Annotated in this window: 16 protein-coding genes; 9 read left to right on the top strand and 7 right to left on the bottom strand. The window is 59.3% G+C overall.

The genetic code is table 11. The features are described 5' to 3' along the window. Positions 1-4: 4 nt before the first annotated feature. The 4 genes from F3H58_RS10320 to F3H58_RS10305 all read right to left on the bottom strand — a co-directional run bounded on the left by F3H58_RS10320 (position 5) and on the right by F3H58_RS10305 (position 3,236). A complete protein-coding gene (locus F3H58_RS10320; protein WP_149742115.1) occupies positions 5-862 on the bottom strand; it encodes a carbohydrate ABC transporter permease in 858 nt (285 codons plus the stop codon). Next, entirely contained in the window at positions 859-1,743 is an 885-nt protein-coding gene (locus F3H58_RS10315) for a carbohydrate ABC transporter permease (protein WP_092771802.1), read from the bottom strand. Before F3H58_RS10315 ends, F3H58_RS10320 begins: the two co-directional genes overlap by 4 nt. Before the next feature lie 13 nt (positions 1,744-1,756). Next, positions 1,757-2,938: a Gfo/Idh/MocA family protein gene (locus F3H58_RS10310; protein WP_149742114.1), complete on the bottom strand. Its 1,182-nt coding sequence runs from the start codon at positions 2,936-2,938 to the stop codon at positions 1,757-1,759. Positions 2,939-3,053: 115 nt separating this feature from the next. Then, complete coding sequence (locus F3H58_RS10305) at positions 3,054-3,236, bottom strand: hypothetical protein (RefSeq protein ID WP_149742113.1); 183 nt, start codon at positions 3,234-3,236, stop codon at positions 3,054-3,056. Positions 3,237-3,389: 153 nt separating this feature from the next. On the opposite strand from F3H58_RS10305, the gene F3H58_RS10300 reads away from it, so the two are divergent. Genes F3H58_RS10300 through F3H58_RS10285 form a run of 4 tightly spaced genes read left to right on the top strand, consistent with a single transcriptional unit; the run spans position 3,390 to position 7,292 of the window. After that, positions 3,390-4,142 carry a GntR family transcriptional regulator gene (locus F3H58_RS10300; protein ID WP_149742112.1) on the top strand — a complete coding sequence of 251 codons (753 nt, stop codon included), beginning with the start codon at positions 3,390-3,392 and terminating at the stop codon, positions 4,140-4,142. Positions 4,143-4,170: 28 nt separating this feature from the next. Continuing rightward, positions 4,171-5,193 (top strand): SIS domain-containing protein, encoded by a 1,023-nt coding sequence (locus tag F3H58_RS10295; protein WP_149742111.1) that lies wholly within the window; start codon positions 4,171-4,173, stop codon positions 5,191-5,193. Then, positions 5,190-6,362: an N-acetylglucosamine-6-phosphate deacetylase gene (gene nagA, locus F3H58_RS10290; protein WP_149742110.1), complete on the top strand. Its 1,173-nt coding sequence runs from the start codon at positions 5,190-5,192 to the stop codon at positions 6,360-6,362. Before F3H58_RS10295 ends, nagA begins: the two co-directional genes overlap by 4 nt. A 3-nt stretch (positions 6,363-6,365) precedes the next feature. After that, positions 6,366-7,292, top strand: coding sequence for an ROK family protein (locus F3H58_RS10285; protein WP_149742109.1), 927 nt, complete (start codon positions 6,366-6,368; stop codon positions 7,290-7,292). 6 nt (positions 7,293-7,298) lie between these two features. Here F3H58_RS10285 and F3H58_RS10280 read toward each other — a convergent pair whose 3' ends face one another. Beyond that, entirely contained in the window at positions 7,299-8,552 is a 1,254-nt protein-coding gene (locus F3H58_RS10280; protein WP_149742108.1) for an FAD-dependent oxidoreductase, read from the bottom strand. Between the two features lie 30 nt (positions 8,553-8,582). Continuing rightward, positions 8,583-9,284, bottom strand: coding sequence for a phosphatase PAP2 family protein (locus F3H58_RS10275; RefSeq protein ID WP_149742107.1), 702 nt, complete (start codon positions 9,282-9,284; stop codon positions 8,583-8,585). 188 nt (positions 9,285-9,472) lie between these two features. Between F3H58_RS10275 and dxr the strand changes: the two genes are divergently transcribed. Next, positions 9,473-10,666, top strand: coding sequence for a 1-deoxy-D-xylulose-5-phosphate reductoisomerase (dxr, locus tag F3H58_RS10270; protein ID WP_149742106.1), 1,194 nt, complete (start codon positions 9,473-9,475; stop codon positions 10,664-10,666). Between the two features lie 35 nt (positions 10,667-10,701). On the opposite strand, the gene hemA is transcribed toward dxr, so the two are convergent. After that, complete coding sequence (gene hemA / locus F3H58_RS10265) at positions 10,702-11,919, bottom strand: 5-aminolevulinate synthase (RefSeq protein ID WP_003521261.1); 1,218 nt, start codon at positions 11,917-11,919, stop codon at positions 10,702-10,704. Positions 11,920-12,289: 370 nt separating this feature from the next. Here hemA and F3H58_RS10260 point away from each other — a divergent pair, with 370 nt between their 5' ends. The 4 genes from F3H58_RS10260 to F3H58_RS10245 all read left to right on the top strand — a co-directional run bounded on the left by F3H58_RS10260 (position 12,290) and on the right by F3H58_RS10245 (position 19,592). Next, positions 12,290-12,541 carry a YMGG-like glycine zipper-containing protein gene (locus tag F3H58_RS10260; RefSeq protein WP_003492347.1) on the top strand — a complete coding sequence of 84 codons (252 nt, stop codon included), beginning with the start codon at positions 12,290-12,292 and terminating at the stop codon, positions 12,539-12,541. A 175-nt stretch (positions 12,542-12,716) separates the two neighbouring features. Beyond that, complete coding sequence (locus F3H58_RS10255; RefSeq protein ID WP_149742105.1) at positions 12,717-14,642, top strand: autotransporter assembly complex protein TamA; 1,926 nt, start codon at positions 12,717-12,719, stop codon at positions 14,640-14,642. A 45-nt stretch (positions 14,643-14,687) separates the two neighbouring features. After that, positions 14,688-18,848, top strand: a complete 4,161-nt coding sequence (locus F3H58_RS10250; protein WP_149742104.1) for a translocation/assembly module TamB domain-containing protein — start codon at positions 14,688-14,690, stop codon at positions 18,846-18,848. A gap of 267 nt (positions 18,849-19,115) precedes the next feature. Next, positions 19,116-19,592, top strand: a complete 477-nt coding sequence (locus F3H58_RS10245) for a chemotaxis protein CheW (protein WP_003504949.1) — start codon at positions 19,116-19,118, stop codon at positions 19,590-19,592. The last annotated feature ends 285 nt before the right edge of the window (positions 19,593-19,877 follow it).

Genomic DNA, 19,877 nt, shown 5'->3' with positions numbered 1-19,877 from the left:
TTGCTTATTTCACCGCGCCGGCGGTCAGCCCGCCAACGAGATATCGTTGCATCAGGAAGATCGCGATCATCGCCGGTGCGATGCCCACGAAGCTCGCCGCCATCAGCTCGTTCCAGACGACTTCCTGCCGGCCGAAATAGGCAAACAGCCCGACCGGCAGCGGCATGTATTCTGTCTTCGAGTTGAAGGTCAGCGCGTAGATGAATTGCTGAGCATAGGCTTCGATGAAGGAGGAAATCGCGACAACGGCAATGCCCGGCGTTGCGATCGGCAAGACCACCCTGCGAAGCGTATAGAGCCTGCTCGCCCCATCCACATAGGCCGCTTCCTCCAGCTCCCGCGGGATACGGCGCATATATGTCACGAGAAGCAGGATGCCGGTAGGGATGATGAAAGCGACACCGGGAATGATCATCGCGAAATAGGTGTTCAGCACCCCGATGGACCGCATCAACCGAAACAGCGGGATGAGCAGAACCGCGCCGGAGAACATCTTCACCGCCAGGAATATTCCGAGCAACAGGCCGGCACCCCTGAACTCGAAACGCGCGAAGGCATAGGCGGCGGGGATGACGAGCACAAGCACGATCAGGGTGATCGAACCGGCGATGAAGAACGAATTGAAAATATAAAGCGCAAAACCCGGCACGCTCACCCACATCGTTCGGTAGGCCTCGAAGGAACCGTTCTCCGGCCAGAACTTGTAGGGTGAAGAAAACAGCAGGCTGAGCGGCTTCAGCGATACCAGAAAACCTTCGACGAAGGGTGCAAGCACGAAGGCCAGAAACACGGCGATACCGCAATAGATTCCGACCATTTCATACCAGGTGTAGCGGTTGATCCTCGCATGTCTGTCGGTCATCGCGTGGCCTCCTGCGAGAAACGGCGGGTGATGCGGAAATAGAAGAAGGTGAAGATCGACAGGAAGATACAGATGAGCACCGCGCGCGCTGCACCTTCACCATATTTATAAGCGCCTATCGCCGTCTTGTAGGTGTCGATGATCATCGTTGTGGTTTCGCCGTTCGGACCACCACGCGTGAGGATCCAGATAATATCGAAGGAATTGAACGTCGAAATCAGTGATAGGACCGACATGGTGATCATGGCCGGCAGCATCAGCGGCAGCGTGATACGACGGAAGCGATAGGAGCGGCTGGCACCGTCCGTCCACGCTGCCTCGTAGAGATCCTGCGGAATGGACTGGATTGCGGCCAAAAGATAAAGCGTCACCATCGGCACGCCGATCCACACATCGGTGACGATCGTCGCCCAGAAGGCGGTTCTGCCATAGGCAAGAAAAGCAATCGGGCCGTCCACTAGGCCGAGATTCTGCAGCACCCCGGAAATCATGCCGAACTGGCCGTTATACATCCAGCCCCACATGAAAATGCCGATAGCCATCGGCACGATCCAAGGCGGCATCGTCAGGATGCGAAACAGAGCCCGGCCGGGAACGGCGGAGTTCAACAACACTGCACCGAAGGTGCCGATGATCATCTTTATCGAGACGGAAAAGAACGTCCAGACAAAGGTCCGCGTGATGACATCGGCAAAAGTCGCGTTGAAGATTTTCTCGTAATTGATGAAACCGACCCAATTCGTCACCTTTTTAAGCGACGCATCGGTGAAAGACAGGATGAATGTGTCGACGAGCGGATAGGCGACGATCAGTGTGATGTAGAAAAGCGCCGGCAGAAGAAGAAACCAGGCGAAGATGACTGCGCTGCGTTTAGCATCCATTACGCAGCCCTCCTCAAGCCGATTTCACGGCGGAGGATTTCGGCTGACCATGCAGCGCAAGATCGTACTCCTCCCACACCGGTTTGAGATCGACCACCTTGCGGCCATGGCGCGCTTCATCCATGGCAAGCGCCAGAATACCGGCCTCGATCGCATCGAGCGCGGAAACCGGAAGGGCCGCACCCTTGACGATATGGGCGATCACATCCTCGGCCATCTGCTCGTCGGCACCGTAATGCTGCGAGAGCGCGGTCGCCGCCGAATAGGTCTTGGCCACGGTCTTTTCATTGGTCCGGGCATTGTGCACGTTGAGGAAACCGCGCACGAAATCACCTTCAGCCATGCCCTTGGCGCCGATCACGCAGAAGCGGCGGAAATCGTCGGGAACGTTGAGATTGGTGTGGAATGCCAACGATGCGCCATTTTCATATTCGACGATCGCGGTCTGGTAATCAATGATATCGCCATCGCTGTCGAACACCTTGTCGGCTCCCATCCAGCCGCTCGGCTTGCGATGGTAGACTTCCATGTCGTTGATGCCGTCATTCTGGGGCGCATTGGCCGGCGTGAAGCTCTTGCGGCCACCGAAGCTCGAGACGAAACGCGGCCGCGCGCCGACCACGCCGTTATAGAGATCGAGATCGTGGCAGCATTTTTCCAGCATGAAGGAGCCGGAATAATTCTCGTAACGCCTCCAGTCACGCATGAAGAACGCACCATGATAGGGCGGAATATGTTCGGAAGCTTCGATGGAAACGACATCGCCCAGCTTGCCTTCGGCCTGCGCGGCGCGCAGATCGCGGTAAAGCGGAGAATATCGCAGGACAAGGCCGACCAGCAGCCGCTCATGGCCGTGCTTGTTGAGCAACCGGGCGAGTTCGAGACTTTCCTCGATGCTGACGACGATGGGTTTTTCGGAGAAGATGGTGCAGCCGGCCTCAAGACCGATCCTGATATGGTTCAGATGCATGTGGTTCGGCGAGCCGATCATCAGGAGATCGAATTTCTCGTTTGCGATCAGCGCCTCGGGACTATCGTAAGCCTTGCCGGCCGAAATGCCCTTTTCCTGCAGGCCCGGCAGGCCCGCCGGCGCGGGATCGACATAACCGACGATCTCGAAATCCTTGTCGATCTCATGAAAAACGTAGCCCAGATAACCGAGACGGAATCCGAGTCCGATAATTCCCACCTTCATGAACTTTGTTCCCTGTTCATTCGTAATTCATTTTCGCAGAAGCGACCATTTCTGTGCTGGTCATCCTGTTATCTGCGACAATTTCCTGCCACGATGAAATTAATTTTCACAACGGTCAAGCTAAATTCGATTTCGCAAACGCTGCCGCGAGTCGAAAATCGATTTTTCCGGCGCGACGGATGCGAAACGGATCGCCGCCGACCACCGACGTAAAAAACAATACCAAAAAAATGCCAATCGTCCAGAGCAATTCCGTTATCGAGAAAATTTTTTTGGTTAATGCGAAAATATCAAGCAATCAGCCTTATTATTCGGCAAAATATCGAAAAAACCACCGATTAATCGTACAAATCTAGCAATGGTTCTATTTTGGTATTGCCGATTGCGTGGCATATGATATAGCCAGAGCCGGCCATATAGCCGACCACATGGATCGTGACAGAGGTTATGGATGAACGGGGCAGCGCTTAATCTGAACGACCTGCAATCAGGCGGCGGCCCGCTTTACCTGAAACTGCGCCAGACGATTGAAGACGCCATCAATGGCGGCCGCCTGAAGCACGGCGACGCCTTGCCGCCGGAGCGGGATATCGCCGAAAGCGCCTGCGTCAGCCGCGTCACGGTGCGCAAGGCGGTGGACGATCTCGTCCGCGACGGCCTTCTCGTTCGCCGGCACGGTTCGGGTACTTTCGTCGTCAAGCCCATCACCCGCATGCAGCAGCCCCTGACCAAACTCACCTCGTTTACGGAGGACATGCGCCGACGCGGAATGACGGCAAGCACCCGCTGGCTGGACAGAGGCCTGTTCCACCCGACCGGCGACGAGATGATGGCGCTCGGCCTTTCCCAATCCGCCATGGTGGCGCGGCTCACGCGTCTGCGTCTTGCCAATGACCAGCCAATCGCACTCGAAGTCACCAGCCTGCCGGGCGATATCCTGCCTGACCCGCAACTGGTGGAAAACTCGCTTTATCTGGAGCTTGAGAAAAACGGCATTCGCCCGGTGCGCGCCATTCAGCGCATCTCCGCCCGTAACCTCACCGATGAGGAAACATTGCTACTCGGGGTTCCGCCGGGCTCGGCAGCGCTTTCCGTTCAGCGAATGGCCTATCTGGAAAGCGGGCGCCTCATGGAAATATCCCGCGCGCTGTACCGCAGCGACGCCTATGACCTCGTCGCCGAACTGACGATGGGGCCCGAGTGACAAATCTCTTGATCAAGGACATGAAACGATGACAACCCTGATGCGCCAGGAAATCGATGAGATTCCCGATGCAGTCGCCCGCCTGCTGGACAATGCCAATGCCGACTTCCGCGAAGCTGGCGCTCACCTGAAGGCCCGTGACCCGGCCGTTATCGTCACCATTGCACGCGGCTCCTCCGACCACGCTGCGCATTTTCTGAAATATGCGATCGAATTGCAGACCGGGCTTCCGGTCGCTTCGCTCGGCCCCTCGCTCGCCTCGATCTACCAGACGAAACTGCGGCTGGACCGGGCGGCGGCCTTCGCCGTCTCGCAATCCGGCAAAAGCCCTGACATCGTCGCTCTGGCGGAAAGCGCCCGCAAGGGCGGCGCGCTCACCTTCTCGCTTGTCAATACCCTGCCCTCGCCGCTCGGTGAGGCGGCCAATCACGCCATCAATATCCAGGCGGGCCCTGAAAAGGCGGTGGCCGCAACCAAATCTTTCGTCAACTCCATCGTTGCTGGCCTCGCAATCCTTGCCGAATGGACGGAAGACAGCCTGCTCGCCAAAGCCGTCAGCGCCTTGCCGCAGAATTTCGCCAAGGCCATCGCACTCGACTGGAGCCAGATCGGCGAAGCGGTCAAGGGCGAGGAATCGCTCTATATGCTGGGCCGCGGTCCGGCGCTGGCCATTGCCGCAGAAGCCGCGCTGAAATGCAAGGAAACCTGCGAACTCCACGCGGAGGCCTATTCATCGGCGGAAGTCATGCACGGCCCCGTCTCGCTGGTCGCACCGAAATTTCCCGTCATCGCTTTTGCCGCGCGTGACCGCGCCGAAACCTCCGTGACGGATATCGCAGCCGGTCTCGCCGGCAAGGGCGCAAGTGTTTTCGTCACCGCCGCAAAAGGCAGCCCGGCCAAGCCCTTGCCCTTTGTGGAAACCAATCACCCGCTGACCGATGCCCTGTTGCTGATCGCGCCGTTTTACGGCTTCATCGAGCAATTGTCGCGCGCCCGCGGCTTCAACCCGGATGCGCCCGTGGCATTGAAGAAGGTGACGGAAACCCAATGAGCAGCAGCAAGGCATTTGTCGGCGCCCGCATTTTCGATGGCGCCGCGTGGCACGATGGCAAAGCGCTCGTGACCGGCGATGGCCAAATTGCCGACATCGTCGACCGCATGTCCGTGCCCGCAGACGCCGACATTATCGATGCGGAAGGACTGTTCATTGCGCCGGGCTTCATCGACCTTCAGGTCAATGGCGGCGGCGGCGTGATGTTCAACAACGAGCCGGTTGTGGAAGGCATTGCCCGCATCTGCTCGACCCATGCGCAATTCGGTACCACGGCGCTGATGGTCACACTCATCACCGACCGGCCGGATATCACGGCCAAAGCCGCCGAGGCAGGCATCGCCGCCCACAAGGCAGGGGTGCCGGGCTTTCTCGGCCTGCATTTCGAAGGGCCGCATCTTTCCGTCGCACGCAAGGGCACCCATGATCCGGCGCTGATCCGAAAGATGGAAACGGCCGATCTTGCGGTTCTAACGGGTTGCAAGGAGAAGCTTCCCTTCGTGCTGACAACCATCGCCCCGGAAAACGTAACCGAGGCGCAGGTCACAGCGCTGCACAAAGCCGGCATCGTCGTCAGCCTCGGCCATACCGATGTGGGCCTTAGCGTCGCGACGGCCTATGCCGAGGCCGGCGCATCCATGGTGACACATCTCTTCAACGCCATGAGCCCGCTCGGCCATCGCGAGCCGGGACTGGTGGGGGCGGCACTTTCGAACGGCAAGCTGGATTGCGGGCTGATCGCTGACGGCTTCCATGTCGATCCTGCAGCGATCGGCATTGCGCTTCGCGCCAAGAATAATCCTGGCCGCATTTTCCTCGTCACCGACGCCATGTCCACCATCGGCACGGATGATGACGGTTTCGAGCTGAACGGCAGGCGCGTCTATCGCAACGGCGGCAGGCTGACGCTGGCCGACGGCACGCTGGCGGGAGCGGATATCGATATGCTGTCCTGCATCCGCTTCATGCATGAAAAGCTGGACACACCGCTGGAAGAAGCCTTGAGAATGGCGTCCGCCTATCCCGCCGAGGCAATCGGCGCTTCCGGCAAGGGTAAGCTCCTGCCCGGCTTCGATGCGGATTTCGTCATGCTGACGCCCGACCTTCAGATGCATTCGACATGGATCGGTGCAGAAAAAATCCACGATGCCACCCGTTCCGGAGCCTGAATCATGATCGTTTGTTTCGATATAGGCGGAACGACCATCAAGGGCGCTATTGCCTATGCTCCCGACGATATTCGGCCCGTGCCGCGCATCCCGACGCCCAAGACCAGTTTCGAAGACTTCGCCGCCGGCCTGAAATCCGTCATCGACAATAGCGGCGGCACACCCGCCTGCGTGTCGCTGTCGATTGCCGGCGTCATCGATCCCGACACCGGCAAGGCCACTGTCGCCAATATTCAGAGCATCCATGGCAGGGTCTTGAAGGACGAGCTGGAAAAGGCGCTGAACCTTCCCGTCATCGTATCGAACGATGCGGATTGCTTCGTGATCGCCGAATCGGAAATCGGTTCCGGACGGGGTCACCGCGTGGTCTTCGGCGTCATCCTCGGAACGGGTGTCGGCGGCGGGCTAGTGATCGACGGCAAGCTCATCAACAGCGACGGCGGTTTCGCCGGCGAATGGGGACATGGGCCGGTGGCCGCGACATTGGCCGGAAATCCGCCGGTTTCGCTGCCGCGTTTCGAATGCGGTTGCGGGCTTACCGGCTGCGTCGATGCAATCGGCAGCGCACGTGGCATGGAAAAACTGCATTCGCATCTTCACCAGCAGGCGATGACCAGCGAGGATATTATTGCAGCCTGGCAGGCGGGCGATCCGAAGGCCGCAAGAACCATCGATGTCCTTATCGATATTCTCGCCTCGCCTCTGGCAATGGTGATCAACGTTACCGGCGCAACCATCGTGCCGGTCGGCGGCGGACTTTCGAATTCTAAGGCGCTTCTCGCCGCTTTGGACGAGGTGGTAAGGAGCCGCATTCTGAGGCGCTTCGACCGCCCTCTGGTCGTACCCGCCATCTGCCGCATCGAGCCGGGGCTGATCGGATCCGCCGTTATCGGGCTGAAATATGAGAAAGAAGCCGACGGCACTGCCTGAGCAGCATCACATCGTCTCGATCTTTTCCCGGCGGAAACCCACCCCCACCAGCCGGCCGGTCAAATGGGAAAGAAGCGGAAACCGCATGATGGCCAGCACAAAGGCTGGCGGTCCCTTCGGTTTTTCCGCATCTGCCCGTCCCTTTTTGCCGCCGATACGCATCATCCGCTGCAGAAATTGCGTGGCCTTGGTCGGGAAGGATCGCCGCTTTTCAATCGCGGCGAGATCATCATCGGCAATGGCCCGGCCGGAGACGAGCACCGGCACCAGTATATTGGCCGCCGCAACCGCATCCTGAATGGCCAGATTAATGCCGACACCGCCAACGGGGGACATGGCGTGGGCCGCATCACCGATGCAGATCAGGCCGGGTTTCCACCAGCGCTTCAGCCGGTCGATACGGACGGTGAGGAGATGCACGTCGTCCCAGCTCTTGAGCTCATCGAGCCTTTCGCGTGGGAAAGGGCAGATTTCCGCAACCCTGTCCCTGAAGGCTTCAATTCCCTGCAGCTTTATGTCGGCGAAAAACCCCTTTCGCACCACATAACCGCATTGCCAGTAATCGCCCCGGTTGATCATGACGAAACCCTGCCGCGAGCCGGCATGCCCCATGGTTTCCGTCGGATCGTCGGGCTGTTTCGAAAGACGCATCCACAGCACCTCCGTCGGAATGCCGAAGCGCTGCACTTCCAGCCCCGCCGCCTCGCGGACGGTGGAGTTGCGCCCATCCGCCCCCACCACCAGATCGGCCTCGATCTCGATGATGCCTTCCGGCGTGCTGACCGTGAGACCGCCGATATGGCCACCGCGCTCGATCAGTCCGGTCACCGGCGCATTCATCAGCAATCGGAAATTTTCGTATTGTCCCGCCTTGCCGACGATGAAATTGAGAAAATCCCATTGCGGCATAAAGGCGATGAAGCGGTGGCGGACCGGCAGGCGGGAAAAATCCGCTATCGTGATACGCTCGCCGCCGATAACCGCATTCAGCCTTGGTGCACGTGTGTGCGGCAGGCTCAGGAACTCATCGATGAAACCGAGTTGCTCCATCAATTCAAGCGTTGAAGGGTGGATGGTGTCGCCGCGAAAATCGCGGAGAAAATCCCCGTGTTTCTCGACGACCACAACATCGATACCGCTGCGCGCAAGCAGCAGGCCAAGCATCATGCCCGCCGGCCCACCGCCGGCCACGGCGACGGACGTGCGGATGTGCTGAACGGCCCTGCCGTCATTTTCCGGAGCGATTGTCGCTTCTTCCATCACCTTCCCCCTACATCCCGCTTGAGATCCTTATCGTGTATCCGCCGCCGGGACGTTTACATTCTTCGGCTGCGGCCAGCCCTGCGCATCGAACCGGAACAGCATTTCGGACCGGGCAAAGATAAAGGCGAAGGCCATGGCCGTCCACATGCCGAGCAACAGCCCGGCGGCGACATCGCTTGGATAATGTGCGCCGACGATGACACGCGAAACACCGATGACAAGAGCAAGTAGGAGAAACGCCCAGCGGAAGCGCGGCATCAACATGGCGAAAGCGCCGAAAAACGCCCCGGCGGCGGTCGAATGGCCCGAGGGGAAACTTTCATAGAGATTGTCGCCCGTAAATGGGGTGAGGCTATAGGCGCCCATTTCCAGCAGAAGCTCCGGCCGTGCCCGTCCTATCAGGAATTTCAGCGTATGGACGAGAATGCTCGCCGTTCCGATCGTCAGGAAGAAATAGGTAAGAAGCCGCCATGCCGTCCTCAGCCGTCCATTATAGGTCTGCGCCTTTAAAACCCGTGCGGCGACATAGGCCAATATCGCCAGAAGGCCGGTAGAATAGAGCATCCAGCGGAAGGTTCCGAAATCGGTAATGGCGCGATTGAAGGAGACCACGTCGCCTGGCAGCGCCTGCGCACTTTCGGAAAGACGCGGATCAAAAGGAATGAAGACAAGGACCAGCACAAGGCTTGCCGCAAAAATCCACCCGCTGGAAACCAGAAAACGTCGCATCGATATCCTCTCATTGTTTTTCTTGCATATGGCTTTGCCTTCCGCAAAAACAATAGCCCCGGCTTTGTCCTTGTTATGGCTGGTTTTCGCGGGTAGAGGCTAAGGAATGTTGCTCGAAAGTGCATGACGTTTTCGGGAAAACGACGTGCACCGAGAGGTGCGAACCGGAAACGACCGACGGACTGAAAATGACGAATGCCAGTGAAATGCCACGCAAGCTGACAATATTGGGTTCGACCGGTTCGATCGGCACCAATACGCTGGATGTCGTCCGCCAGCTGGGTGGCCGCGACGCGTTCGAGATCACGGCTTTGACCGGCGCGGGCAATATCGCGCTTCTGGCGGAGCAGGCGCGGGAATTAGGCGCGGGGCTGGCGGTTACCGCCGAGGACGACAAATACGAAGCGCTGAAATCGGCCCTTGCCGGCACCGGCATCGCGGTTGCGGCTGGCAAATCCGGCCTCGAGGAGGCCGCGTCTACGGATGCCGGCTGGGTGATGGCGGCGATTGCCGGAACCCCCGGCCTTGCACCTACTCTTACAGCCGCACGGCGTGGCGCAGACATAGCGCTCGCCAACAAGGAATGCCTGGTTTCGGCTGGCGATGTTTTTCTGCGCACGGTCAAACAGGGCGGCGGCAGGCTGATCCCGGTCGACAGCGAGCACAGCGCAATCTTCCAATGCCTGACGGGCGAACATAAGCAGGCCGTGGAACGCATCGTGCTGACCGCATCCGGCGGCCCATTCCGCACCTGGTCGCGCGAGGAGATGGCCAATGTCACGGCGGATATCGCCCGCGCCCATCCCAACTGGTCGATGGGACTGAAAGTCTCCATCGGCAGCGCCTCCATGTTCAACAAGGGGCTGGAAATGATCGAGGCGAAATATCTATTCGATCTGAGGCCCGATCAGGTGGAGGTGATCGTCCACCCGCAGTCGATCATCCATTCGATGGTGGGTTACACCGACGGCTCCTATATCGCCCAGCTCGGCTCTCCCGACATGCGCACTGCTATTTCTTATGCCCTCACTTATCCGCAACGCGGCAATCTAAGTGTCGAGCGGCTAGATTTCGCAAAACTGGCGCGGCTCGATTTCGAAGCGCCGGATGAGGCCCGTTTCCCGGCGATCCGTCTGGCTCGCACCGCGCTGGAGCGCGGCGGTCTACAGGGCGCCGCCCTGAATGCCGCCGAAGAGACCGCCTTTCACGCTTTCGTTGCGGGCAATATCGGTTTTCTCGATATGGCCGAGATCGTCGAAACGGTCATGGACCGCATGCATGACGGCCGCTCCGCCGCCACGATTGAAGATGTCTTCGCAGCGGATGAGGAGGCCCGTCGTCACGCCCGCGAATTGATCGCCACCAAAGAAAAGGCCGCGTAAACGCGGCCCGGTCTTCTCTTATCTAAACTGCGGCCTCACGCCACCGCCCGCGCCAGCGCACAATGCGACCAGAGCTGGTGCAGCGCGCCGACCAGATGCTCGATATCGGCATCGCTGTGCAGCGGCGTCGGCGTAATGCGCAAGCGCTCGGTCTTGCGCGGCACGGTCGGATAGTTGATCGGCTGCACATAGACGCCGTGATTGTCGAGCAGGATATCCGAAATCCATTTGCACTTGGCGGCATCGCCCACCATGACAGGCACGATGTGGCTTGGGTTGTCCATGTGCGGAATACCGCGCGCATCGAGAAGGCCGCGAAGCTTGCGCACCCGGTCCTGATGGCGGGCGCGCTCGAAGGGGCTTGCCTTCAGATGCTGGATCGATGCAATCGCGCCGGCGGCAAGCGACGGCGGCAGGGCTGTCGTGAAGATGAAGCCGGAAGCGAAGGAGCGGATGAAGTCGCAAACCGCCGTGGAGCCGGTAATATAGCCGCCCATGACGCCGAAGGCCTTGCCGAGCGTTCCCTCGATGATCGTCAGGCGATCCATCAGGCCTTCGCGCTCGGCGATGCCGCCGCCGCGCGGTCCGTACATGCCAACGGCATGAACTTCGTCGAGATAGGTCATGGCGCCATAACGGTCGGCCAGATCGCAGATTTCCTTGATCGGCGCGATATCGCCATCCATCGAATAGACGGATTCGAAGGCGATCAGCTTTGGCGCATTCGGATCCGCCGCCTTGAGCTTGGCTTCGAGGTCTTCGAGATCGTTGTGCTTCCAGATCACCCGCTCGCAGCGGCCATAACGGATGCCTTCGATCATCGATGCATGGTTGAGCGCATCCGAGAAAATGATCAGGCCCGGAATTTTCTGACCGAGCGTGCCGAGGGTGGCCCAGTTGGAGACATAACCCGAGGTGAAAATCAGCGCCGATTCCTTGCCGTGGAGATCGGCAAGTTCGCGCTCGAGCAGGACGTGGTAGTGGTTGGTGCCAGAAATATTCCGGGTGCCTCCCGCACCCGCGCCACAGTGATCGATGGCGGCCTTCATGGCTTCGATGACTTTGGGGTTCTGGCCCATGCCGAGATAGTCGTTGGAGCACCAGACGGTCACATCCTTGCGCTCGCCATTGGCGTTATACCGTGTCGCACGTGGGAAATTACCCTGCTGGCGCTCGATATCCGCAAAAACGCGATAGCGTCCCTCAGAATGCAGGCTTTGCAGTTCCGTCGTGAAAAATGCCTCGAAGTCCATGCCATGCTCCAGAATTGACCAGATCGTTTTGTGCCTCGACACCGGGACCGTCAACCCTTGCGGGCCACATTAACCGCGTCTGCGTCAATTCGCCGTTGTTTTGAACCATTCCAATAAACCGTTTATAGAACCCGATGAAAAGTACAAAATTGATTCACATCAAAAAACCCGGATTTTTGGAACCTTTTTTGCGCCGCGCCGTTGTTTGGGACGCAATCGATTACGCTCGGAGGAATGCCGAAAGAGGAGGCTTCCCTAAACGACATCGAATTGTTAGTTATCTGTGGCGGTCGGAGGTAGCAGTCGCCGCAGATAAATATGGGACGCCTACCGAGCCACAAGAGCTCATTGTAACGTTGGAGAGAGTTTCATGAAAAAGGCAATCATATTTGCGCTGGTCGGCCTGTCGCTCGCAAGCTGCACGCAGACCGAAAAGGGAGCTTCAATCGGCGCCGTTTCCGGTGCTGTCCTTGGCGGCGCTATCACGGGCAACGTTCGTGGCGCGGCAGTGGGTGCGGCAATCGGCGGCGTGGGCGGTGCCCTCATCGGCAATGCTTCCGAACCGGGCTATTGCTATTATCGCGACCAGTACGGTCAGCGTTACACAGCGCGTTGCCGCTAATCGCTTCGCGAAATACCGTTGCACAGAAGCCCCGGTCAACCGGGGCTTTTTGCGTTTTGGGCGGCAAAACACCAGCGCAAGGGTCCTCAAAGCCGTTTATTTATGATTAAATTGCAATGTTAACGGACAGGAAACGGGTTAGGGCAACAATAAAGGCTCAACCATAAAGCAGCTTATGCGAAGAACACGAACTAACCCGAAGACAGGTATTGCGTATCGGAAAGCTGGCACCGCACTTGCGGTTGCCGTGACGTTCGCCCTGTATCCGGCGTTTACCCGTGACGCCTTTGCCTTCAAACTGTTCGGCATGCGCCTCTGGGGTTCGGAAGAACCGGAGGTCGAGGTTATCAACCCCGTCAAATACGCCGTCACGCTCGATGCCACGGACGCCGATAAGTCCCTGAAAGACAGCCTGGAAAACAGTTCGCTTCTTCTTGCCGACAAGGACAAGCCGGCCTCCGGCGATCTTGGCCTTCTGATAAAGGCAAGAGACGACCGGGACAGGCTGATCGCGGCGCTTTATGAAAACGCCCGTTATGGCGGCATCGTCAAGGTCACCGTTGCCGGCAAGGATGTGGATAGCCTCCCGCCCAATCCGGTGTTCGATCATTCCGCTCCGGTGCCCGTGGTCATCACGGTTACGCCCGGCCCGATCTTCAAACTCGGCAATGTCAGGCTTGAAGGCGATGTCACCGGCCGCAACCTTGAGGAATATGGCCTGACGACCGGCGGCGACGCCGGTTCTCTCGCCATCATCCGCGCCGGCAATAAGCTGATCGACGATCTGAAGGCCGAAGGCCGTCCGCTTGCGAAGCTGACGAAACGCGAGGCGGTCGCCAACCACGCGACGAACACGGTCGATATCACCATGGAGGCCGAAGGTGGTCCTGTGGCGCCCCTCGGCACGGTCACCGTCACGGGTGAAAAAACCGTCGATGGCGATTTCATCCGTCGTTATTCGCGCCTTAATGGCGGCGAGCCCTATTCGCCGGAAAAACTGCGCAAGGCCGCCGACCGGCTGCGGCAGCTGGGCGTCTTTTCCAGCCTGACCATCAAGGAAGCGGGAACGCTGGCGCGCGACGGCACCATTCCGCTTACCATCGAGGTTTCGGAAGGCAAGCACCGCTATTTCGGCGTCGGCGCGCAATATTCCACCACCGAAGGTATCGGCCTCCAGGGTTATTGGGGCCACCGGAACCTGTTCGGGCAGGCGGAATCGCTGCGTATCGAAGGTTCGGTTTCGCGCATCGCCGAAGCATCGAGCGTCGAAGGCATGGATTATTCAGCGGGCATCACTTTCACCAAGCCCGGCATGTTCAATCCACGCACCACCTTCAAGACCAGCCTGATTGCCAAGACCGAACACCCCGATACATACGACGCCAAGACCGTGACTGGCACGGCCGGTTTCGCCTACGAGCTGAACGATACCGATACAGCCGCAGCCGGCCTCGAGGTGCAATGGGCCGATACGGAAGACGCATTCGGCAAGAACGAATATCTCACCACCTCCATCCCGCTGGAATTCGTTCGTGATACACGCGACGACAAGCTCAACCCCACCGAAGGCTTTCGCGCCTCGGTGGCCGCCAAGCCGAGCTATGAAGCGCTGAACGGCACCTTCTTTTCCTCTTTCGAAGGTTCCATTTCAGGCTACAAGGGGCTTGGCGCTGAGGACAGGCTGATCATGGCCGGGAAGCTTTCCGGCGGTGTGCTGGTCGGTGGCAGCGATCTGCAGGACATACCCACCACCAGACGCTTTTATGCCGGCGGCGGCGGATCGGTACGCGGTTACAGCTATCAGGAAATATCGCCCTATAATGCCGCCGGCGATGCGACGGGCGGCCGCTCCTATGTGGTCGGTTCCATCGAAGCCCGTATCAAGGTCACCGATACAATCGGCATCGTGCCCTTCATCGATGCGGGTGTGGTTTCGGAAGACGTGACACCCGATTTTTCCGATATCCGGGCTGGCGCCGGTATCGGTCTGCGTTATGCAACGCCCTTCGGGCCTCTGCGTCTTGATGTCGCCATGCCGCTCGACAAATACGATGGTGGCAACAGTTTCGGCATTTATGCTGGCATCGGTCAGTCTTTTTAAACGCCGCAGTCGAACACCCTTGCAACAGAGTGTAGATTACCCTTTATGAAAACGTTGATTCGATTGCTGAAATGGCTGGGCTACGCTGCATTGTGCGGCGTGGCGCTGGTGTTGCTTGCGGTTCTGTTCGTCGGTTTTACCCCGATGGGCGCAAGAATTGCCGCAAAGCAGATTTCATCGCTCGTTTCCACGCCCGATCAGGTAATCGAGATTTCTCCCCCGAGCGGCCTTTTGACCGGCCGCCTGCGGCTCGACAATGTCACCCTTTCAGACCGGCAGGGACCCTATGCCCGCGTGAACCAGATCGCCGTTGACTGGTCGCCGCTCTCGCTGCTTGCCGGCACCTTCCATGCCGACCGGGTCTCGGCCGGATCGATCGATGTCGAGCGCAAACCGCTTGCCCCGGAGCAGACATCGACCAAGAGCTCCGGCAATTCCTCGCTGCCGATCGAAATCGCCGTCGACAAGTTCAGCTTTCCAGATATCAGCCTCGGCCAATCGCTTCTCGGCCGTCCGTTCGACCTCAACGCGGAAGGCAACCTGACGGCTGCCGAGGACGATATGCGGCTATCGCTCACCGCCCATCGGCTCAATGCGCCGGATGCGGAGGTTAATGCCGACATCGCCTTCCTTCCGAATGAGAATGTCCTGAAGCTGAAAGCGGAGATGAAGGAGCCCGAAGGCGGTCTTCTCGCCACGCTGCTTTCGCTTCCGGGAACGCCTGCGGTGGCGATAGACCTCAACGGCGAAGGCCCGCTTTCCAACTGGACGGGTACGCTGCGCGGCAATGTCGCCGGCAACCCTGTCGTCAACGTTACCGGCCGCCACCTTCTTGCAGATGATGGCACCCGCCGTATCGAAATTGCGGGCGGCGGTCAGCCCGATCTGCTTCTGCCCCCGGCCTTCCGTCAGCTTTTTGCTGGCGAGACAAAGCTCGACGCAAATGCAACCCTTTCTCCGCAGGGTCGCATCGAAATCGGCAGCAGCACGCTGGAGACCGACACCCTGCTGTTGACGGCGTCAGGCACGGTCGATCCGAACGGTCAGAACGATCTTGCCGCCAATCTCATCGGCACCGCCGGCCCCGTCGATTTTCGCTGGCCGCTGGAGAATGGCGAGGTACAGGCCCTCATTAATGGCCTTGATCTTTCCCTCAAGGGTGGCGCAGACGCCGCGCATCTCAACACAACGGTATCGTTGCGCAGCCTTTCCCTGCCGCAAGGCAGGCTCGATGACGTCAAGCTGACGGCCGAGAGCGCCGATCTCAACATCGCCAACCGCAGCGGCACGATCGCGACGGTGCTGTCCGTGGCGCAATCCTCCTTCGTCAGCCCCGATATCGACCGGCTGGTGCGGGCGCCCCTCACCATCAAGGCGCCGCTCAGCCTCACTTCGTCAGCCATCGGCTTCGACGGGGCAACGCTGGAAAGCGCCAGTGTCGGTGGGACGTTGAACGGCAGTTTCGATCTCGCCGGCAATCGCCTGACCTCCACCGTGCAGCTCTTCGCGCTGCCCGCCACCCTTCCACCGGCCCTTGCGGAAAAGTTCGACACCACCATTGCCCTCCAGGGCGATATCGACGTGACCATCGGAGGACGCACCAGCCTTGAAAACCTCGTCGTCAAGTCGGGAACCATCGAAGCAACCGGCAATGTCGGCCTCGAAAACGATGCATTGAGCGCCAGCCTGACGGGTAAATTTCCCGCTCTTGAAAAACTGACGCCACAGGCGAAGGGCGTCGCCGATTTTGCAATCGAGGCCAGCGGCGCGCTGGCAGCACCGGATTTCAACGTCACCCTGAGTTCTGAAAGCGCAATCCTTGCCGGGCGAACACTCGAATCGCTGAAGGTCAATGCAACGGGCAAGGCCGATCCCGCCGCGCCTCAGGCAAAGCTCACCGCCAGCGGCAGTCTCGACCGACAGAAGATCGACGCCAATGCCGATGTGGTGCAGACCGAAAACGGCACGGCCATCCCCGAGCTGCATGTGGCCGTAGGCCGGAATATCCTGAACGGGCAGCTGCAATTCTCGCAGCAATTCCTGCCATCGGGCAATCTCTCCTTCAATTTCCCCGACCTTGCCCTGCTCGCCGCCCTCGCCGCGCAGCAGGCGGATGGCGATATTGCCGGCGATATCGCCCTGAGCAACGCCAATGGCCGGATTGCCGCGACGATCAAGGCCAATGGCGGCAGCATCCGCCAGGGCACGACAACGATCTCCAAACTCGCCGCCGATATTTCCATCGATGATCTTCAGGCTCTCGCCATCAATGGCAAGGTCAGCGCCGATAGCGTCAATGCCGGCGCCGCCGCGATATCAGGCCTGAATGCCACCATCGGCCATTCCGGCACGACGACGCAGTTCGACGTCAATGGCCGTTACGACAATGCGCCTCTGGTGGTAAAGGGCAGCGCTGAGACCGGCGGATCGCCGATGACGGTGCGCGTCGACGCCTTTTCCGCCGCCCCCAAGGGCATTGCGGTTCGCCTTGAAAAACCAAGCACCATCGCCATCCAGAACGGCACGGCCCGCATCTCCGATCTGACCATTATCACGGGTGAAGGACGCGTCGAGGTCAACGGCAGCGCCGGGTCGACGCTCGATATCAATGCCGATATCCGTTCGCTGCCCGCCAGTCTCGCAAATGCCTTCGCCACCGGACTGGATGCGGCAGGCAGCATCTCCGGCACGGTGAGCGCCAAGGGTGCGGCATCGAACCCTGCGGTCGATTACAATCTGAACTGGACCAATGCCGAGGTCGCGCAGACACGTGCGGCAGGCCTTGCCGCACTCGGCATCAAGGCGAATGGCCGTTTTGCCGGCGGCACCTTGCAGATCGACACGAATGTATCCGGCCAGGGCGGCATGTCGCTTTCCGGCGGCGGCTCGCTGGGCATCGCCGGCAATCGTCCGCTTTCCATGGCGTTTTCCGGCAGGCTGCCCTTCTCCGCCGTCGCGGCGCAAACCGCAGCGCAGGGCCTCGATGTGGACGGCACCGCCGCCATTGATGTGAAGATTTCCGGCAGCGCTTCCGCACCGGTCGTTACCGGCAGCATCACCACCGATGGTACGCGCCTGACCGATGTGCGCCGGAACCTGACCATCAACGATCTGGGCGCCAGCATCACCTTCGACCGCGACCGCGCCGTCATTTCGCGACTGACGGGCAAGCTGGCGGGCGGCGGAACGATCTCGGGAACCGGCAGCGTCGGCATAGCTGGTGGTTCTGGTTTCCCCGCCGATATATCGATCACGCTCAATCGCGCCGGTTATAATGACGGCACGCTGGTGACGACGGTGGTAAGCGGCACGCTGACGCTGAAAGGCCCGCTGTTGAATTCCCCCGTGCTGGGCGGCAATCTGACGCTGGACAGAAGCGCCATCACCATTCCGGAAAAGCTTCCGGCCTCGCTGACGGAAATCGATGTCAAGCACAAGAACGCGCCACCGAAGGTGCGCGCGCAGGCCAAGGCGCTCGGGGCTGATCAGGGCGGCAGCGGCAGCTCGTCCACCATCAATCTCGATCTGCAGGTGAACGCACCGAGCGGCATCTTCGTGCGCGGACGCGGCATCGATGCGGAACTCACGGGCAATCTGACGATCCGTGGCACGGCAGCCGTTCCCGTCATTTCCGGCGGCTTCGAAATGCGCCGTGGGCGGCTCGAAATCCTCACTCGCCGCCTCGATTTCACCACCGGCAATATCAGTTTCGGTGGCGGCCTCGTTCCGGTCCTCGATATGAAGGCCGACTCGACGGTCGGTTCGACGACCATCACGGTGGCGGTTTCCGGCAATGCCAACGATCCGACCTTTGCTTTCTCCTCGGCGCCCGCCCTGCCGCAGGATGAGGTGATGGCGCAGCTGATCTTTGGCCAGTCCATGTCAAAACTCTCGGCTCTGCAGATCGCAAGGCTGGCCGATGCCGCCGCCCAGCTGGCCGGCGGGCGCTCCACCTCGCTGTTCGACAAGCTCAGAAGCAATCTCGGCGTCGACGATCTCGATATTTCGACCGATTCCGAAGGGCAGGCCCGTGTTTCCGCCGGTAAATATCTGAACGAAAGAACCTATCTGGAGCTGCAGCAAAGCGGAGAATCCGGTGCAAAAGCCATCATCAATCTCGATGTCGGCCGGGGCGTGAAGCTGCGTGGGGAAGCGGGCGGCGATGGTGAAGGCGCGGCCGGCATTTTTTACGAGAAAGAATATTAGCATTTGCAGTAAAAGTGCGTAGCGGTTTTACGTCCGGACAATCCGTAAAATCAAAGAGAGAGTATTTTTGCGATTCGAAGAAAAGCGAAAACGCTCCAGGGCCGCTTCGTATTTAGGTTTGCGAAACCATCTCGTGCTACGACTCTTCCATTGAAGACGGAAATATTGTTTCCGGCTGTTCAGGCACCAGGCAGAACGCCAAATCCGCATATGCAAGTGTCGGTGCACTTGCGCCGGCCTCCACAGCGAGCATTGGGAAGAATTCTGATGGCAATGATTAACTCTACCAATTTTGGCGGTGAGACGCTCGAAATCATCGCGTTCCGCCTGCATGATCAGGAATTCTGCGTGAAGACGACGACCATCCGCGAAATTCGCGGCTGGGCGCCTTCTACGCCCATTCCCCACGCGCCGAAAGACGTCATCGGCGTCATGAACCTGCGTGGCTCTGTTATTCCGATCATCGATCTGGCTCACAAGCTCGGCATGAAGAGCACCGTCGCCAATGAGAGAAGCGCCATCGTGGTGGCGGAAGTGCACAACATGGTCATCGGCATGCTCGTCGACCGGGTTTCCGACATTCTGACGATCCCGGCAAACCAGGTTCAGCCGGTTCCGGAAATCTCGGCTTCCTTCGACAAGTCCTATTCGGAAGGCATCATCGCCAACGAACACGGCATGATCTGCTTCCTGAACCTTGCGAAAATGTTCAAGGGAACCGAAGCGGAAGATCTCGCGGCCTAATCAGGCCGTTTCGGCTGGCCACACCACACGAAGACTATCGATCAATCCAGACCGCCGGCGCTTCCTGTCCGGCGGTTTTGTTTTTACTCTTTACCTCGCCTTACTAAATAAGAACATTTTAATATTATGAATATCTAATATTAAAAGCCGTGGAACAGTATCACGCCGGCAGGAATATCACGCTGGCCCAATACCTGACCGGGGCGGAGAGACGGAAGTGCCTGCATTGCTGCCTTCGGCGGCAAACCTGTTCGTTGTTCAACATGATACGACGTGGACCGCATA

Source organism: Rhizobium sp. NFACC06-2 (genome assembly GCF_900101425.1).
In the GTDB taxonomy this organism is placed as follows: Bacteria; Pseudomonadota; Alphaproteobacteria; order Rhizobiales; family Rhizobiaceae; genus Agrobacterium; species Agrobacterium leguminum.
The sequence above is the reverse complement of the archived record's forward strand: the minus strand, read 5'-3'. Positions and strand labels throughout refer to the sequence as shown.

Coding starts and splice junctions, on each gene's coding strand:
- nagA (WP_149742110.1), top strand. CDS start 5,190: ATGAGCAGCAGCAAGGCATTTGTCGGCGCCCGCATTTTCGATGGCGCC.
- F3H58_RS10295 (WP_149742111.1), top strand. CDS start 4,171: ATGACAACCCTGATGCGCCAGGAAATCGATGAGATTCCCGATGCAGTC.
- F3H58_RS10320 (WP_149742115.1), bottom strand. CDS start 862: ATGACCGACAGACATGCGAGGATCAACCGCTACACCTGGTATGAAATG.
- F3H58_RS10315 (WP_092771802.1), bottom strand. CDS start 1,743: ATGGATGCTAAACGCAGCGCAGTCATCTTCGCCTGGTTTCTTCTTCTG.
- F3H58_RS10280 (WP_149742108.1), bottom strand. CDS start 8,552: ATGGAAGAAGCGACAATCGCTCCGGAAAATGACGGCAGGGCCGTTCAG.
- F3H58_RS10255 (WP_149742105.1), top strand. CDS start 12,717: ATGCGAAGAACACGAACTAACCCGAAGACAGGTATTGCGTATCGGAAA.
- F3H58_RS10275 (WP_149742107.1), bottom strand. CDS start 9,284: ATGCGACGTTTTCTGGTTTCCAGCGGGTGGATTTTTGCGGCAAGCCTT.
- F3H58_RS10245 (WP_003504949.1), top strand. CDS start 19,116: ATGGCAATGATTAACTCTACCAATTTTGGCGGTGAGACGCTCGAAATC.
- hemA (WP_003521261.1), bottom strand. CDS start 11,919: ATGGACTTCGAGGCATTTTTCACGACGGAACTGCAAAGCCTGCATTCT.
- F3H58_RS10250 (WP_149742104.1), top strand. CDS start 14,688: ATGAAAACGTTGATTCGATTGCTGAAATGGCTGGGCTACGCTGCATTG.
- F3H58_RS10310 (WP_149742114.1), bottom strand. CDS start 2,938: ATGAAGGTGGGAATTATCGGACTCGGATTCCGTCTCGGTTATCTGGGC.
- F3H58_RS10260 (WP_003492347.1), top strand. CDS start 12,290: ATGAAAAAGGCAATCATATTTGCGCTGGTCGGCCTGTCGCTCGCAAGC.
- F3H58_RS10285 (WP_149742109.1), top strand. CDS start 6,366: ATGATCGTTTGTTTCGATATAGGCGGAACGACCATCAAGGGCGCTATT.
- F3H58_RS10300 (WP_149742112.1), top strand. CDS start 3,390: ATGAACGGGGCAGCGCTTAATCTGAACGACCTGCAATCAGGCGGCGGC.
- dxr (WP_149742106.1), top strand. CDS start 9,473: ATGACGAATGCCAGTGAAATGCCACGCAAGCTGACAATATTGGGTTCG.